Source organism: Spirillospora sp. NPDC052269 (assembly GCF_040679435.1).
GTDB lineage: Bacteria > Actinomycetota > Actinomycetes > Streptosporangiales > Streptosporangiaceae > Spirillospora.
In genome coordinates this window covers 533,644-549,667 of record NZ_JBFAUU010000001.1, presented here as the reverse complement: position 1 = coordinate 549,667, position 16,024 = coordinate 533,644, and the positions used below count along the sequence as shown (strand labels likewise).

At 73.1% G+C, this 16,024-nt stretch carries 13 protein-coding genes; 5 read left to right on the top strand and 8 right to left on the bottom strand.

Annotated elements, in window-relative coordinates; genetic code table 11:
• Positions 1 to 30: 30 nt before the first annotated feature.
• Together AB0L06_RS02615 and AB0L06_RS02610 are read left to right on the top strand one after the other, a co-directional pair.
• Positions 31 to 1,230, top strand: coding sequence for an MFS transporter (locus AB0L06_RS02615; protein ID WP_500229133.1), 1,200 nt, complete (start codon positions 31 to 33; stop codon positions 1,228 to 1,230).
• A 13-nt stretch (positions 1,231 to 1,243) separates the two neighbouring features.
• Complete coding sequence (locus AB0L06_RS02610; RefSeq protein ID WP_500229132.1) at positions 1,244 to 2,347, top strand: alkene reductase; 1,104 nt, start codon at positions 1,244 to 1,246, stop codon at positions 2,345 to 2,347.
• 10 nt (positions 2,348 to 2,357) lie between these two features.
• Here the strand turns inward: AB0L06_RS02610 and egtD are convergent, their stop codons facing one another.
• The 4 genes from egtD to egtA are packed head-to-tail and all read right to left on the bottom strand — an operon-like array spanning position 2,358 to position 6,668.
• Positions 2,358 to 3,308 carry an L-histidine N(alpha)-methyltransferase gene (gene egtD / locus AB0L06_RS02605; protein ID WP_500229131.1) on the bottom strand — a complete coding sequence of 317 codons (951 nt, stop codon included), beginning with the start codon at positions 3,306 to 3,308 and terminating at the stop codon, positions 2,358 to 2,360.
• Between the two features lie 35 nt (positions 3,309 to 3,343).
• Positions 3,344 to 4,108: an ergothioneine biosynthesis protein EgtC gene (gene egtC, locus AB0L06_RS02600; RefSeq protein WP_500229130.1), complete on the bottom strand. Its 765-nt coding sequence runs from the start codon at positions 4,106 to 4,108 to the stop codon at positions 3,344 to 3,346.
• Positions 4,108 to 5,442: an ergothioneine biosynthesis protein EgtB gene (gene egtB, locus AB0L06_RS02595; protein ID WP_500229129.1), complete on the bottom strand. Its 1,335-nt coding sequence runs from the start codon at positions 5,440 to 5,442 to the stop codon at positions 4,108 to 4,110. The genes egtC and egtB overlap by 1 nt, the downstream gene beginning before the upstream one ends.
• Complete coding sequence (gene egtA, locus AB0L06_RS02590; RefSeq protein ID WP_500229128.1) at positions 5,436 to 6,668, bottom strand: ergothioneine biosynthesis glutamate--cysteine ligase EgtA; 1,233 nt, start codon at positions 6,666 to 6,668, stop codon at positions 5,436 to 5,438. Before egtA ends, egtB begins: the two co-directional genes overlap by 7 nt.
• Positions 6,669 to 6,991: 323 nt before the next feature.
• On the opposite strand from egtA, the gene AB0L06_RS02585 reads away from it, so the two are divergent.
• Positions 6,992 to 8,299: a sigma factor-like helix-turn-helix DNA-binding protein gene (locus tag AB0L06_RS02585; protein WP_500229127.1), complete on the top strand. Its 1,308-nt coding sequence runs from the start codon at positions 6,992 to 6,994 to the stop codon at positions 8,297 to 8,299.
• Positions 8,300 to 8,450: 151 nt separating this feature from the next.
• Here AB0L06_RS02585 and AB0L06_RS02580 read toward each other — a convergent pair whose 3' ends face one another.
• Complete coding sequence (locus AB0L06_RS02580; RefSeq protein ID WP_500229305.1) at positions 8,451 to 9,185, bottom strand: rhomboid-like protein; 735 nt, start codon at positions 9,183 to 9,185, stop codon at positions 8,451 to 8,453.
• A 250-nt stretch (positions 9,186 to 9,435) separates the two neighbouring features.
• Positions 9,436 to 11,031, bottom strand: coding sequence for an MFS transporter (locus tag AB0L06_RS02575; RefSeq protein ID WP_500229126.1), 1,596 nt, complete (start codon positions 11,029 to 11,031; stop codon positions 9,436 to 9,438).
• Between the two features lie 144 nt (positions 11,032 to 11,175).
• On the opposite strand from AB0L06_RS02575, the gene AB0L06_RS02570 reads away from it, so the two are divergent.
• Positions 11,176 to 11,823: a TetR family transcriptional regulator gene (locus tag AB0L06_RS02570; protein WP_500229125.1), complete on the top strand. Its 648-nt coding sequence runs from the start codon at positions 11,176 to 11,178 to the stop codon at positions 11,821 to 11,823.
• A gap of 87 nt (positions 11,824 to 11,910) precedes the next feature.
• Positions 11,911 to 13,497 carry an immunity 49 family protein gene (locus AB0L06_RS02565; protein ID WP_500229124.1) on the top strand — a complete coding sequence of 529 codons (1,587 nt, stop codon included), beginning with the start codon at positions 11,911 to 11,913 and terminating at the stop codon, positions 13,495 to 13,497.
• On the opposite strand, the gene AB0L06_RS02560 is transcribed toward AB0L06_RS02565, so the two are convergent.
• Both AB0L06_RS02560 and AB0L06_RS02555 read right to left on the bottom strand, forming a co-directional pair.
• Complete coding sequence (locus AB0L06_RS02560) at positions 13,484 to 14,647, bottom strand: lipid-transfer protein (protein WP_500229123.1); 1,164 nt, start codon at positions 14,645 to 14,647, stop codon at positions 13,484 to 13,486. The two genes, AB0L06_RS02565 and AB0L06_RS02560, sit on opposite strands and share 14 nt — an antisense overlap.
• On the bottom strand, positions 14,644 to 15,975 hold the full coding sequence (locus tag AB0L06_RS02555; RefSeq protein WP_500229122.1) for an OB-fold domain-containing protein: 1,332 nt from the start codon (positions 15,973 to 15,975) through the stop codon (positions 14,644 to 14,646). The genes AB0L06_RS02560 and AB0L06_RS02555 overlap by 4 nt, the downstream gene beginning before the upstream one ends.
• Between the last annotated feature and the right edge of the window lie 49 nt (positions 15,976 to 16,024).

The window sequence follows — 16,024 nt, the reverse complement described above, 5'->3', positions numbered from 1 at the left end:
GTCGTCCCGTCCAGTTGAGGAGGCGACGACATGGTCACCACACAGATGCCCGAGACGCGGGCCGCCACCTGGCGGCTGCCGATGTCACCCTTGTTGGCCCTGGCCACGGCCGTTTTCATCACGAGCCTGACCGAGACGCTGCCCGCCGGGCTGCTGCCCGCGATGAGCGCCGGACTCGGCGTGGGCGCGTCCGCCGCCGGGCAGACCGTGACGATCTACGCGCTCGGGACGGCCCTGACCGCCGCGCCGCTGACCGCCGCGACGTCCGGCTTGCGACGCAAGCGCCTGCTGCTCATGACCGTCGTCGGATTCGCCGTCGCGAACGGCGTCACGGCGGTCTCGTCCGACTACACGCTGACGATGGTCGCGCGGTTCGCGGCCGGGGTCGCGGCGGGCCTGGCCTGGGCGCTGCTCGCCGGGTACGCGCGCCGCCTGGCGCCGCCCGGCCAGGAGGGCCGCGCGATCGCCGTCGCGATGGCCGGGATCCCGGTAGCCCTATCGCTGGGCGTCCCGGCGGGCACGTTCCTCGGTTCGGCGCTCGGCTGGCGGACCGCGTTCTGGACGATGACCGCGCTCACGGTCGTCCTGATCGGCTGGATCGCCGCGTCCGTGCCGGACGCCCCGGGACGGCGGCGCGGATCCGGGGAGCCGAAGGAGCGTGTGCTGCGCGTTCCGGGCGTCGCACCCGTCCTGGCCGTCACGCTGGTGTACGTCCTGGCGCACACCGTCCTGTACGCCTACGTCGCCGCGTTCCTGGACCGCCTGGGCATGGGCGGCTCGACCGACGCGGTGCTGCTGGTGTTCGGCGGTGCGTCGCTGCTGAGCATCGCGGTCGTCGGCGCCCGGATCCACCGGCACCTGCGGCTGCTGTCGATCGCGAGCGTGCTGCTCGTGGCCGTGGCCGCCGCCGTCCTGGCGCTGGTGTCCGGCTCGCCCGCCCTGGTCTACGTCGCGGCCGGGCTGTGGGGCCTCGGCTGGGGCGGCGCGCCGACGCTGCTCCAGACCGCCGCCGGAACCGCCGGAGGCAAGGCCGGAGACGGCGCGGCCGACGCCGCCCAGGCGCTGCTGGTGACCCTCTGGAACGTCGCCATGGCGGGCGGCGGCGTCGCGGGCGGTGTGCTGCTCGACCGGTTCGGCGCGTCCGCGCTGCCGTGGACCGCCCTCGTCCTGCTCGCCCCGGTGCTCGCGGTGGTCGTCATCGCCCGCCGGGACGCCTTCCCCACTCGCTGAAAGAAGGAAGACCATGGAAGCCCTGCTCTCCCCCGCCCGCGTCGGCCGTCTCACCCTGCGGAACCGGCTGGTCATGGCCCCGATGACGCGCAACCGCGCGGACGCCGACGGCGTGCCCGGCGAGCTGATGGAGGCCTACTACAAGCAGCGCGCGACCGCCGGGCTGATCGTCGCCGAGGCCGCCACGCCCAACGCGGTCGGGCAGACCTACCCGAACATCCCGGCGATCCACGGCCCGGCGCACGTGACCGGCTGGAGCGGCGTCACCGAGACCGTCCGGGAGGCGGGCGGACGGATGTTCCTGCAGCTCCAGCACGGCGGACGCGTCGGACACCCCGACAACAGCGGCCTGCACCCGGTCGCGCCCTCGGCCGTCCCGCTGCCCGACACGATCCACACGCCGTCCGGGCCGCAGCCCGCCGTCGTCCCGCGCGAGATGACGCCGGACGACGTCCGCCGCACGGTCGAGGACTTCGCCGCCGCCGCGCGCAACGCGATCGACGCGGGCTTCGACGGCGTGGAGGTGCACTCGGCGAACGGCTACCTCCTGCACCAGTTCCTCGGTTCCAACACCAACCTCCGCACGGACGGGTACGGAGGCCCGGTCGGGAACCGGATCCGGTTCACGCTGGAGGTCACGCGGGCCGTCGTGGACGCCGTCGGAGCCGACCGCGTCGGCGTCCGGATCTCCCCCGGGGTCACCGCGAACGACCTGCGCGAGGACGACACGGACGCGCTCTACCCGGCCCTCGTCCGGGAGCTCGCCGAGATCGGCCCGCAAGGCCCGGCCTACCTGCACGTCGTGTCCGCCGACCCGGACGCGCCGGTCTTCCAGGCGATCCGCGACCTGTGGCCGAACACCCTGATCGCGAACCCGCGGTTGGACGAGTTCACCACCGAGGAGGTCACGCGGAAGGCCAAGGGACTCGTCGCCGCCGGGGCCGACCTGGTCGCGCTCGGCCGTCCGTTCCTCGCGAACCCGGACCTGGTTGAGCGGTTGCGCCTCGGCGCACCGCTCAACCAGGTCCGGGACCGGTACCTCATGTACACGGGCGAGGCGACCGGCTACACCGACTACCCCACGCTCGCGACGACGCCCGCCGCCTTGGCGGGATGAGCGGGACGGGTCACGCCGGACGGGCGAGGCAGAGCGAGAAGTCGCCCGCCTCGTCCGTCCAGAACTCGGCGAGCCGCAGCCCGGCCGCGCCGAGCTCGGACTCCAGGCGCTCGCGGCGGAACTTGGCGGAGATCTCGGTGCGCATCTCCTCGCCCTCCGCGAACTCGCAGGTCAGGTCCAGCGCGCCGATCCGGACGGTCTGGTCGCACACCGACCGCAGCCGCATCTCGATCCACTCGTCCGACGCGTTCCAGACCGCGTGGTGCTCGAACGCGTCCGGGTCGAAGTCGGCGTCCAGCTCGCGGTTCATCACGCGCAGGACGTTCTTGTTGAACTCCGCCGTCACCCCGGCCGCGTCGTCGTAGGCCCGGACGAGCCGGTCCTCGTCCTTGACCAGGTCGCAGCCCAGGAGCAGCGCGTCGTCCGGCCCCATGGTGGCGCGCAGGCCGCCGAGGAAGCCGATGCGGGCGGCGGGCGGCATGTTCCCGATCGTCCCGCCGAGGAACGCGATCAGGCGGCGGCCGCCCGTCGGCAGCAGGTTCAGGTGGTGCTCGTAGTCCGCCACCACCGGCCGGACGGTCAGCCCCGGATAGTCGGCGGCGATCGCGGCGGCGGCCTCGCCGAGGAAGTCGCCGGACACGTCCACCGGAACGTAGCTGTGCAGGGTGCCGGAGAGGGCGGTGAGCAGCAGCCGCGTCTTCTCCCCCGAGCCCGCGCCCAGCTCCAGCAGCATCGTCGCGCCGGTCGCGGCGGCGATCCCGCCAGCCCGCGCCGTGAGGATCTCCCGCTCGCGGCGGGTCGGGTAGTACTCGTCGAGCCGGGTGATGTCCTCGAACAGGGCGCTGCCCCGCTCGTCGTAGAACCACTTCGGGGGCAGCGTCTTTGGGCTCGCGGCGAGCCCCTCGCCGACGTCCCTGCGGAGCGACTTGGCGAGGTCGTCGGGCGTGAGGAACAGATCCACGGAATCTCCAGATGAGTGGGTGCGGGACGTGCGGGTCACAGGGAACGGATCCGGACGCCGGACCCGAGGTCGGCGGCGACCAGCGAGCCGTCCGGGACGGCCTGCCAGGCGGGGTCGGCGTCCAGGGGCTCGGACGCGATCCACAACGCGTCCCGCCCTTCGCCGACGGGCTGGAAGCGGACGAACAGCGAGTCGCCCCGAGCGGTCGCGGCGAGCGACGTCCCGTCGGACGCCAGCAGGTTGAACCGGCCGGACGCCAGCCCGGTCACGGCCCCGACGGTCGCGGCGAGGCCGTCCGCGAGGGACGCGCCGTCCCGCCAGTGCCGGGCGGCGATGGCGAACAGCAGGGCCGAGTCCACGGGCGCGCGGGCGTCGGGGACCTCGGCGAGATCCCCGGCCAGCTCGCGCAGCTTGGCCTCGACCCCGGCGAAGCCCTCGACCTTGCCGTTGTGGCTGAACAGGCGCGTCCCGGCGCGGAACGGCTGGGCGCACGACTCGTCCACGGGGAAGCCGGTCGTCGCCGACCGGAGCGCGACGACCGCGCACGGCGCGGACACCGCGCGCGCGACCTCGCGGAACGACGCGTCCGTCCAGATGGGCTGCGCCCGGCGGAACCGGAACGGCTCACTTGTCCGGGCGTCGTCCGCTGGGTACCAGCCGACGCCGAAGCCGTCCGCGTTGAGGAGGTTCCCGCTCGTCATGCGCGGCGCGTACGACTGGTGCTCCATGCTGTGCTCCCCCGCGTACACGAGGTCGTGCAGCGGACGAGCCGGGCCGAGGTATCCGAGGTGGCGGCACATCAGACGGACCTCGCACAACGGAAGCCGCTGAAGATCTGGCGGCGGATCGGGTAGTCCCAGTTGCGGAACGTCCCGCGCACCGCGAGCGGATGCGTCGCCCAGGAACCTCCTCGCAGAACCTTGTAGTCAGGCCCGAAGAAGACTTCCGAGTACTCCTTGTAGGGGAACGACTCGAAACCGGGGTAGCCGTAGAAGTCCGTGGACGTCCACTCCCAGACGTCCCCGATGAGCTTGCGCACGCCATAGGCGGACGCACCGGACGCGTAGGTTCCGGCCTCGGTCGGGTGCAGGAGGCTCTGACCGAGGTTGGCGCGTCCCTCCTCCCATGAGTCACCCCACGGGTATCGCCTGGATCGGTCCTTTTCGGGGTCGTGCCTAGCGGCCTTCTCCCATTCGGCCTCCGTGGGCAGGCGCTTGCCCGCCCATCGGGCGTACGCGTCAGCCTCGTACCAGCACACGTGCTGGACGGCCTCGTTCGGCGGAACGGGCTCGACGCGTCCGAAACGACGCCGCACCCAGGAGGATCCTTCGCGCGTCCAGAACGCGGGCGCGCGCTTGCCGGAGGAGTTGCGCCAGTCCCATCCGGCGTCCGTCCACCAGCGGCGTTCGTCGTACCCGCCGTCCTCGATGAACCGCTGGTAATCGGCGTTGGTGACCGGTTCGGTGTCGATGTAGTAGGCGGGCAGGTCCACGACGTGTCCCGGACGCTCGTTGTCATAGGCCCACGGGTCGTCCGAGGCGCCCATGACGAACGGGCCGGCGGGGATGAACACCTCCGCCGCCGGGACGAGCGAGACCGGCAGGTCAGGGGCCGCGCGGTCGAGCAGCGCGGCCTCGCCCTTGCGGAGCTGGTGCGTCGCGAGCATGGTCTCGTCGTGCTGGTGCTCGTGCTGGAGCACCATCCCGTACACGAACCCGCCCGAGGTCAGCGGGTTCGCGGAGTCGAAGCTCACGCGCTCCAGCGAGTCGAGCACCTTCGTCCGGACCTGCGCGATGTACGCGCGCGCGTCGTCCGGCGACAGCAGCGGCAGCGTGGGCCGCTCGGAACGCGGATGCTCGAACGCGTCGTACAACGTGTCGATCTCGGGACGCATCGGGGTGATCCCGGCGGCGGCGCGGAGCAGCCACAGCTCCTCGTAGTTGCCGACGTGCGCCAGGTCCCAGACCAGCGGCGACATCAGCGGCGAGACCTGCTCGACCAGCTGGGGACGGGTCAGCGACCCGGTGGTCAGGCCGAGGCTGCGGTCGCGGGCGGCGGCCAGCTCGGCCGCCACGAGCTCCTTCAGCGCGTCCTCGTCGGGAGCGCCGGTGGCGCCCGTGGGTGCGGTCAGCATCGGGAGGTCTCCTCGGCGAACGCGGGGCTCAGGCCCCGCTCGACAAAGCGGTCGGTGTAGTCGGCGACGACCGGGACCAGCGCGGACGCGCCCATCCGCGGCAGCGCGGACAGCGCGGCGTCGAAGCACGCGCGCGCCGCGGCGGCGATCACCGGCTCGGCGAGCCCGTGGCGCGCGGCGGACAGCCACCAGTCCGTTCCCGCCGGCCCGGTGAGGCCGGTGGCGGCCTCGGCGAAGCGGGCGGTGGCGGCCTCGGCGGCCGCGGACGCGCGCGGGTCGTCCAGCAGCGCGGTCGCGACGGCGACGGGCACGGCCCAGTACGGCTCGGGCAGCGCGTCGATCATCCGCAGCTCGAACCAGCCGCGCGGACGCACCTGCGGGAACAGCGTGGACAGGTGGTACTCCAGGTCCTCGAGGGTCGGCTCCCCCTTGTCCAGCCACTCGCCGAAGGTGAAGCCGGGGTCGCTGGTCCAGCCGTCCCCCGGCCCGCGGACGAGCATGACCCGCGCGGCCAGCGCGTACCGGGTCCAGGCGTCGGCGGGGCTCTCGGCGGCGTCGCGCAGCACCGATCCGGTGCGGCACGGGTCCAGCTCGGCCCAGATGGCCTGCCGGGTGGACGCCCAGCCGGTGCGCCGCCCGGCGCGCCGCGGCGAGTTGGCGAAGGCGGCCACCAGCACCGGGCCGAGCGCGTGCGCCAGCCGCCAGCGGCGGGCCGCGTCCGCCTCGTCCGCGCCGATGTCCAGGTTGACCTGCACGGACGCGGTGGAGCACATCATCTGCGGGCCGGCCTCGGCGAAGCCGCGCGCGACGTAGTAGTCGCGCTGGCAGAGGTACCGGGGGTGCTCGGCCTGGAATCCGGGCGGCCGGTGCGGGTCGACGCCGTGGCCGGTCAGGACCAGCCCGGCGGGCGCCAGCGCGTCCCGGATGTGGGCGATGTCGGCCGCCAGCGCCCGGTGCAGGGGCGCGAGGCCGGGGAAGGGGGCCGAGCTGAGTTCCAGCTGGCCGCCCGGCTCGTAGGTGACGGCGCTGCCGCCGGGCGGCGGCCCGGCCTGTTCGACGGCGGCGCGGACGGTCGCGGCCGGGACCTGCGCCCCGGGCTCGCGCGGATCGGCGACGAACCATTCGGTCTCGGCCCCGACGGTGCCGGGGGGACCGGTCTTGAAGCAGGTCCCGACGACGTGCCGGCGGACGTCGTCCGGATGCAGGCGGCGAGAATTTTCGATCACAGGTTCGAATCATTCCCTGCTGAAACGGATCAGGAATCATGTGATTCAGGTAACAATCCCCAAACCAGCACCAAACAGGCAGGAAGCGCCGCCGGGCGCGGGGACCGGAAGCCGTCCCGGAGGCCACCTTCCGGGGGCGTCCTGAAGGGGCGTCCCGCGACACGCCGGACCCCTCGGTTCTCACCCATTTCCGGAATGCACTAGAGTCCCGATTCCCACCGGTCCGCCCTGAGCCCCCTGCCTCCTTCGCCGGGCGGTCCACCGGTCGGCTCCCATCGGCTCGCCAGAGCCTGCCCGTCAGGGCGCCCCACAACGGAGGTCACATGCGCGGGGATCCGGGTTCCCTGTACGACGCGCACGCCGCCCGCCTGTACGCGCACGGCTGGTCGCTCCTCGGCGACGACGCGGCGGCGGCGGTGAACGACGCCTTCGTGGCGGCCGTCCGGCATCCGCCGCGCGGCGACGTCGTGCTCTGGATGTACGCCCTCTCCCGCACCGCGGCCCGGTCCCGCGGCGCCTTCGAACGCCCCTGGCAAGCAACGAGCACCCCCCTGCCCCCCAACGCCACCCTTCCCGCGCACGCTGCCGTCGCTACCGCGCACGAGTCCGTGCTGTTGTCGCGGAAGGGCGATCCGCTGCTGCGCGCCGCCGCGGCGCTCCGGGCCGAGCAGCGCGAGGCGCTGCTGCTGGAGGCGGGCGAGTGGCTGGAGATCCCGGACATCGCGCACGTCCTCGGGCTCGCGCCCGACACCGTCCGCCAGATGCTCCAGACCGCCCGCACGCGGCTCGAACGCGGCGTCCTGGACGCGCTGATGCGCGGCGAGGTCGGCGACGGCGCCGCGGCGGCCGAGGTGATCACCGCGTTCGAGAAGGGCACGCTGCCGCGCCTGCTGGCCCGCCGCGCCCCCGAGGGCCTGCCGGACGCCCTGCGCGCCGAGGTGCTGGAGTCCTACGAGCGGGAGATGGACGAGCCGTCCCCGACCGCGACCTCGCCCAGCCCGCTCGTCGTGATCGGCCCGGCCGCGCTCGGCGCGCCCGCCGAGGGCACCGACGCCCACCGGACGGCCGCCTCGGCCCGGCGCCGGAGCCGCCGCACCTTCGGCGTGGTCGCGGGCATCGCCGCGTCGGCCGCCGCCGTGACCGGCCTGTTCGCGTCCTGGTCGTCGGTGCGCGGCAACGGCGACGAGACGATCGTGCCGTCCGCGCGGACCGACCGCACCGCCTCGGTGACCGACGTGACCAGCCCGGCCACCGCTGGGAAGGCCCCCGACCCGAACGGCACCGAGCGCGCCATCGGCGGCACCCCGTCCGGCGCGCCGAACAGCGACACGACGTCGCGCACCGCGTCCGTGCCTCCGCAGGCGGGCGGTTCCCCGTCCGCTCCGGCGACCCCGCCGGCCGTGGACGGCGGACGGAGGGGCGCGCCTTCCAGCCCGTCCGGACCGGGGACGGGCGGCACGCCGTCGCACACCACCCCGCCGTCCACGCCGCCGGGCGGCACCACCCCGCCGACCGACCCGGGGACGACCGGCCCGACCACGCCGCCGCCCACGGTTCCGCCAGGCAGCCAGCCCGTCCCGAGCCCCGCCCCCAGCCCCGGAGCTCCCACCCCCGCCCCCAACGGCAACTGACACGCGACAGAACACAAGCCCCTGACGCGTACAACGCGCGACGCGCGACGTGGACGGTGTCTGACGCGCATGACGTCTGACGCGCACGGGCGAGCGGTGCGCGCGGTGGGACGCCCCTGCCGTTCGGCGGGGGCGTTCGCTTCTTCGGGGGTCAGGCGGGGGCGGGGGCGGGGAGTGCGTCCCGGGGTGCGGCGCGGCGGCGGCGGGCGTAGGCGGCGGAGGTCGCCGACATCGCGGGGCCGGGGCCGATCTTGGCGAGGGCGGGCAGCGTGAACCGGGCGCGGCGGTCGCGCAGCGCCATCAGCGCGCCCAGCGTGATGCCGGTGCCCATGGCGACGACGTGGCCGACGGCGGCGACGTCCAGGCTGGTCAGGCCCTCGAACAGATACGGGGACAGGATGGCGAGGGCACCGGCGGCCAGGACGCGCGGCACCCGGCCCGGGCCGAACAGGATCGTGGCGACCAGCGCGGCCGCCAGCACGTAGGACGGGCCGACGTCGCTGATCTCGCGGACGGAGGCGCTCACCGATCCGAGCGACAGCCGGACGGCCGTCAGCCCCTCGCTGACCAGCGTCCCGGCGACGTGCGCGGAGACGACCAGCAGGGCGCCGCGCAGGTTGCCGAACCGGCGCGCGACGGGGAACAGGCCGAGCGCCATCGCGACCAGCTGGACGATCTGCGCGGCCCGCTCGCCCTCGGCGACGAAGGCGGAGGTGACCAGGGTGCCGAGCGGATTCCAGGACAGGTTGTCCAGGTTGGTGCTGGCCCAGGCGATCAGCGACCGGCGGGCGGGCTCGGTGAGCAGGGAGAGCTGCACGAACCCGGTCGCGGCGAACAGGAGGAGGAACAGGAGCGGCATCGAGTGCCGCCGGAGGAAGCCACCCATCACGCTCGGCAGGCTAGTTCGGCGGCGCCGGTGGTACTGCCCATACCGGGAAAACCGCCGCGAGAACGCACCCCGCGGCCAGCCTCGCCTCGCTGATCCCGTCACGGTCACCGCACCCCCGCCGACCTCGCGCGTCGTGCCGCGTCCCCTCCGCTGCGGGAGGGAGAACGCGGCACGAGGGCGCGGATCGTCCGGGGTTAGCAGGCTGTGGCGATCCAGATAGGCGTGAGCGGTGACCGGGCGGCGGTGGTCAGCCGACCGCGACGCCCTCCACCGGGCTCTGGCCCTTCCGGACGGCCAGGGCGGCCAGCACCGCGACGGCCGCGACGACGCCCGCAACGGTCAGCGAGCTCTGGAAGCCGTCCATGAAGGCCAGGTGGCTGCCGGTGGTGATCGCGTGCGCGGCCGGTTCCGGGGTGCCCGGCGGGACGGGCGCGACGCCCTGCGAGACCAGGCCGGTCTGGCCCGACAGCTGGTGCGCCGCCGACTCCGGGACGCCCGCGCCGGTCAGCCGGTCGGTGAGCACGTGCCCGACCTTGGTGGACAGCAGCACGCCGAGCACTGAGGTGCCGAGCACGCCGCCGATCTGCGAGGCGGTCTGCTGGAGGCCGCCCGCGACGCCGGCGAGGTGCGCGGGGGCGTTCCCGACGATGGCCTCGGTCCCGGCGACGAGCACCATGCCGAACGCGAGCCCGACCAGGATGAACCAGGGCCAGATGTGGCTGTACGGGGCGTCCACGCCGATCCGGGAGAGGCCGAACATCGCGGTGGCGGTGAACGCCATGCCGATCGCCAGCGGCACCCGCGGACCGAACTTGCTGGTCAGGAACCCGGCGATGGGCGAGGCGACGATGAAGACGGCGGTCATCGGCAGCATCCGGACGCCGGACTGGACCGGGGTCATGCCGTGCACGGCCTGCATGTAGAGGGTGATGAAGAAGATCGTCCCGAACATCGCGAAGAAGCCGAGCACGATGAGCAGGGTCGCGGCCGACAGCGACACCGAGCGGAACAGCGAGAGCGGCAGCAGCGGGTTCCTCGTGCGCAGCTCGGTGACCACGAACGCGGCGCCCAGCACGACCGCGGCGCCGAACGAGACGAGCGGGGTGGCGTGGCCGAAGCCGTGCTCACCGGCCTTGATCAGGCCCCAGACCAGGGAGAACAGGGTCGCGGAGAGCAGTGCGACGCCGGGCAGGTCGAACGATCCGGCGGCCTCCTCGTCCTTGGACTCGCGGATCACCCAGAGGCCCATCAGCAGTGCGACCACGCCGAGCGGGGCGTTGAGGAAGAACACCGACTCCCAGTTGACGTGCTCGACCAGCAGGCCGCCGACGATCGGGCCGCCCGCGATGGAGATGCCGACCGTGGAGCCCCAGATGCCGATCGCGGCGTTCAGCCGCTCGGGCGGGAAGGTGTTGCGCAGCAGGGCGAGGCTGGCCGGTTGCAGGAGCGCCCCCGCGAAGCCCTGCACCACGCGCCAGAAGACGACCATGCCGAGCCCGCCGGACAGCCCGATGGCGAGCGAGGCGACGGCGAACCCGATCACGCCGGCGAGGAAGGTGCGCTTGCGGCCGAACCGGTCGGCGATCTTCCCGGCCGGGATCAGCGAGACGGCCAGCGACAGCAGGTAGGCGTTGGTGACCCACTGGAGGCCGGAGAGCGAGGCGTGCAGGTCGTGGGCGATGGCGGGGTTGGCGACCGAGACGACCGTGGCGTCCAGGCCGACCATCATCACGCCGAGCGCGACCGCGACCAGCGTCAGCCAGGGATGGCCGTGGCCCGGACGGGCCCGGGCCGGGGTGTCGACCGGTGGGCGGAGGACTTCGGCGCTCGATGTCTGTGCCATGACGTGTCCTTGCTGAGGGAGGTTGGTAGGCTCAAAGTGTCATGACGTGACACATGTCGTCAAGCGCCATAGTTCACTTCATGACGTAAGGCACATGCTGACACAATCCTGGACGGAGGTCGGATGGCCCGCTACAATCCGGCCATGACCGCGCCCGCTCCCGAGACCGTCCCCACCCCGCCCCCCGGACGGCGCGAACGCAAGAAGCAGGCGACCCGCGAGGCCCTCCTGGACGCCGCGTTCCGCCTGTTCGGCGAGAAGGGCTACGAGGCCACCACCGTCGAGGAGATCGCCGACGCCGTGGACGTGTCGGCCCGCACCTTCTTCCGCTACTTCGCGTCCAAGGAGGACGTGGCGCTGACCACGCAGGAGGAGCAGTTCTACGCGGTCCTCGACGCGTTCGCCCGGCGCCCTCCGGAGGAGTCGGTGCTGACCGCGATACGGACCGCCGGGACGCTCCTGGTCGAGGCCCTGGAGGCGGACGGCAGGGACGGCCGACCCATGTCCCGGTTCGACTGCCTCATGCGGCTCACCGAGGAGAGCCCCGCGCTGCGGGCCGGCAGCATGGAGCGCACCCGGCGCAAGAACGACGAGATGACCCGCGTGATCGCCGTCCGGATGGGCGCCGACCCCGAGACCGACCTGCGGCCCCGGATGTTCGCCGCGATGGCCTCCACCGCGTTCATGGTCGCCGCCGAGGCCCACCGCACCGGCCTCGGCGGGTTCGACTCGTTCGCCGACGCCCTCGACGCCGCGTTCGAGGTCCTGGAGACGGGCTTCAGGGACTACTGAGTCCGGGACCACCGACCTCAGGGCCACTGACCTCAGGGCCGCTGACTCCAGGGCCGCTGACGGTGGGGGTCGCTACGATCGCGCACCATGCACGTTGATCGTCACGACTTTTCCGAAGCATCCGTCTCGTCCGCGTTGGCGGCGGTTCCGAACGAGCTGGACGGGGACACCAGCCGGGCCCAGTACGGCGGCCCGATGGGCATCGAGATGCTCGCCGGCATGCTGCTCGACTACGCCGCGGCGCGGACGGCCGAGATCGACCCGCGCGTGGAGACCCGCGAGACCTGGCTCGCGCTGTCCTCCGCCGCGCAGTTGTACCGGGACTACGCGCGCGCTCAGACCGTCCCGGTCGGCGGCGAGGTCCGAGCCTGGGTCGAGTACCTCGGCGTCGGGTTCGGCTTCGCGCAGGAGGACGAGGAGACCCTGAGCGCGACCGACTGGGTCCAGGCGTTCCGGGTCGCGGTCGCAGTCGGCGACGACGGCATCCTCGGCGGGCTGTACGGGCTGGTCGAGGCCGTCCCCGAGGAAGCGGGCGAGAACCCCTTCATGCGGGCCCTCCGCGTCTTCTGGAACGAGGGCCCGGCCGAGGACTACCCGGACACCCTCGAGGGCTCCATGCTGCGCGCGATCGCCGGGGGCGACGCCGCCGCGTTCAACGCCGCCCTGGTCACGGCGCTGGAGCAGCACCGCGAACGGGCCGGGTCGCGGGCGCGCGACCTGATCGCCTGGGAGCCGCTGGCCCTGGCCTCGCTCGCGCACGAGGCCGGCCTGCCGGTCGAGGTCGAGTCCGGCTACCTGCCGGTCCGAATGATCACGCGCGCGGGGCCGAAGAAGCCCGGCGCGGACGGCCTGGTCTCGCGCCCCGAGTTCGGCACCGACCGTGCCGCGCAGTGGCTGGAGGCCTATGACGAGATCGAACGGAACCCGGTGGAGAGCGCGTTCAGCCCGGAGTGCCTGGTCCACTACCGGTTCGAGGCGATGGGGGACGTCGCGCGCTACGAGCTGATGGCGCTCACGTTCCACTCGGTGGTCGACCCGGGCGCCGAGGACCCCCGGTACGCGAAGACGTTGGCCCTGGCGAGCGAGGCGTACGCGGCGGCGTTCCGGCTGGCGTCGGTGCCGCGGGGCACGCCGATCACGGTCACGCTCGGCGGACGCACCGACGAGCTTCCCGCGTCCGGGCCGGTCAGCGAGGCGAACGACTCGACGTACGCGCGGGCCGTCGCACTCGCCTGGACCGTCCGGTCGCAGGCGGACCTGGCGATCCTGACCGCCTTCGACTCCACCGACCTGCGCCCCACGCTCCAGGACACGACCTCGTACGCGCGCGCGTGCCACGCCGTCCTGCGCGGCGAGGACCCGCGTCCGATCCTGAAGAAGGCGCTGGCGAAGACGTCCGGGGACGACTGGTGGGAGTGCCTGTCCAACCCCCGGCTCCGCCTGCTGGACCGCATCGTCGAGGACGACGCGGACGGCTTCAACACCGTCCTCGCCGAGGCACTCGGGCTCTACGCCGACTACTACGGCGCGGGCGACCGCCTCGGCGCCCCGGCCGGGCAACTCAACTTCGAGGCGCTCGGGCTGGCCTGCCTCGCGCACGACCGGGGCATCCAGGTACGGGTCGAGTCCGGGTTCCTGCCGCGCGCCGTCATCGAGGGCCTCAGCCGGCGGTAAGGACCAGGCCGCTCGTCGGGACGCCGGTCCCGGCCGTGACCAGCACGTTCGTCGCGTCCGGGACCTGGTTGGCCGAGGTGCCGCGGATCTGCCGGACGCCTTCGGCGATGCCGTTCATCCCGTGGATGTAGGCCTCGCCGAGTTGCCCGCCGTGCGGGTTCACGGGCAGCCGTCCGCCGAGTTCGATGCCGCCGTCCTTGAGGAAGTCCTTCGCCTCGCCGCGTCCGCAGAACCCCAGCTCCTCCAGCTGGATCAGGACGAACGGGGTGAAGTGGTCGTACAGGATCGCGGTGTGGACGTCGTCCGGCCCGAGCCCCGACTGCCGCCACAGCCGCTCGCCGACCCTGCCCATCGCGGGCAGGGTCGCGATGTCGCCGCTGTAGTAGGAGAACATCATCATCTGGTCGGGGCCGGTGCCCTGCGCCGCGCCCACGATCAGCACGGGACGATGCGGCAGGTCACGGGCTCGTTCAGCGGACGTGACGACGATCGCCTGCCCGCCATCCGACTCCTGGCAGCAGTCGAGCAGGTGCAGCGGCTCGACGATCCACCGGGACGCCTGGTGCTCGTCGAGGGTGATCGGACGGCCGTGGAACCACGCCTTCGGGTTCGTCGCGGCGTGCTTCCGCATGGCGACGGCGACGCGTCCGAAGTCCTCGCTGGTGGCGCCGTACTCGTGCATGTAGCGGCGGGCCTGCATCGCGACCCACGCGGCGGGGGTCGCGAACCCGTACGGCAGGTGCCAGGAGAACTCCATGCCGAGGGAGCCCGCGCCGCCGCCCTTGTTGGCCTGCCCGAACCGGTGCCCGGACCGCTCGTTGAACGCCCGGTAGCAGACCACGGCGTCCGCCTGCCCGGTCGCGACGGCCATCGCCGCGTGCGCGACGGTGCCGCAGGCCGCGCCGCCGCCGTAGTCCACGCGGGAGAAGAATCCCAGCGACGGGATGCCGAGCTCGCGCTGGACGGCGATCTCCGCGTTCGCGTCGGCGGTGAAGGTGACCAGGCCGTCCACGTCGGCGGGGCTGAGGCCCGCGTCCGTGATCGCGGCCAGGCACGCCTCGGCGGCCAGCCGCAGCTCCGAGCGGCCGGAGTCCTTGGAGAACTCGGTCGCGCCGATCCCCGCGATCGCCGCCTTCCCGGACAGGCTCACCGCGCGTCTCCCTTCTCCTCGAACGTGCCGGACCTGAACGTGACGGTCGCGGTCAGGTGGTCGCCGAGGCTGACCGCGCCGCGCACCTTGAGCGTGCGGTCGCCGGCGCGCTCGCCGGTGAGGGTCAGCGCGTCGCCCGCGTAGGCCGGGACGCCGAGCCGCACCTCGATGCTCTCCAGCTCCCCGCCCGGGACGGTCTCCAACACGTACCGCTGGACGAGTCCGATCGACGTCAGGATGTTGACGAAGATGTCCTTCGACCCCTGTGCGCGGGCCAGCTCGACATCGTGGTGGACCGGCGTGAAGTCGCGCGTCGCGATCGCCGTCGCGATGACGAACGTCGGCGTCAGCTCGATCCGCAGCCCGTCCGATTCCTCCTCTTCCGGCTCGTTGGCCGGTTCAGGGGCGTTCGCCGGGGTCCACTGCGGGAGGACGAGTTCGTCGTCCATGTGCTGGAAGACGAGGCGGACGGGCATGTCCACCTCGACCTCGGACGGCTCGCAGCCGATCACGTTGCCGAGGATCCGGACGCCCTCCTCCAGCTCGACGACCGCGACCACGTAGGGCGGCGTGCGGCCGGGGACGGGCGGGTGGTGGTGGACGACGAAGCTATGCACGACGCCGCGTCCGCTCGCGTTCCGGTACGTCCGGTTCGTGGAGTGGCACTCCGGGCACATCGGGCCGGGCGGATGCCGGAGCGCGCCGCAGTCGGCGCAGCTCTGGACGCGCAGTTCGCCGTCGTTTACGCCGTCCCAGAAGTACTGCGTGTCCAGGCCGATCGTGGGTCGCAGCGGGTATTTCCCGGGTTTCGCACCGGACGGCTTGCCGCCCCCACCGCGTTGCTTCGGTTTGAACTTCAGCACCCGGAACAGCATCTCGGCGACGCGCTGGTCGTTCTCGTCGTACCAGGACTGGAACCACGTCACGAAGTAGCCCTCGCCCATGGCGGTCTGCTTCGGCCCGGCGACGCCGCCGAACCGCGTGGTCGAGCGCAGCCGCTCACCGAGCTTCACATACCGGTCGTAGGTCTGGTCGCAGTTGGTCGCGACGACGCCGGTGTAGCCGTGCGCGTTGAGCAGGCGCATCGGGTCGTCCGCGACCGAACCGGTCTTCTTCGCGCCCAGGCCCGGCATCGACCAGACCTGGATCATCGCTGGTGGGGCCACGTCCTCCCAGGCGCCGGACGCGTCGCCGAGCGCCTGTGTCCAGTGCCGGACCATCGCCGGGTTCACGGCGTCCGGGCAGGGCCGCGGGGGCCTCTCGCCGCGCGCGGTCAGCCGCTCGGCGAGCGCGGTCAGTTCGTCGTGCACGGTCGGCTGCTCGCGCACTGCCGGTTCGCCTTGCACGGTCGGTTCGCCTTGCAGGGTCGGTTCGCCT

Coding starts and splice junctions, on each gene's coding strand:
- AB0L06_RS02580 (WP_500229305.1), bottom strand. CDS start 9,185: ATGGGTGGCTTCCTCCGGCGGCACTCGATGCCGCTCCTGTTCCTCCTC.
- AB0L06_RS02575 (WP_500229126.1), bottom strand. CDS start 11,031: ATGGCACAGACATCGAGCGCCGAAGTCCTCCGCCCACCGGTCGACACC.
- AB0L06_RS02570 (WP_500229125.1), top strand. CDS start 11,176: ATGACCGCGCCCGCTCCCGAGACCGTCCCCACCCCGCCCCCCGGACGG.
- egtC (WP_500229130.1), bottom strand. CDS start 4,108: ATGTGCCGCCACCTCGGATACCTCGGCCCGGCTCGTCCGCTGCACGAC.
- AB0L06_RS02565 (WP_500229124.1), top strand. CDS start 11,911: ATGCACGTTGATCGTCACGACTTTTCCGAAGCATCCGTCTCGTCCGCG.
- AB0L06_RS02585 (WP_500229127.1), top strand. CDS start 6,992: ATGCGCGGGGATCCGGGTTCCCTGTACGACGCGCACGCCGCCCGCCTG.
- AB0L06_RS02610 (WP_500229132.1), top strand. CDS start 1,244: ATGGAAGCCCTGCTCTCCCCCGCCCGCGTCGGCCGTCTCACCCTGCGG.
- egtB (WP_500229129.1), bottom strand. CDS start 5,442: ATGCTGACCGCACCCACGGGCGCCACCGGCGCTCCCGACGAGGACGCG.
- AB0L06_RS02615 (WP_500229133.1), top strand. CDS start 31: ATGGTCACCACACAGATGCCCGAGACGCGGGCCGCCACCTGGCGGCTG.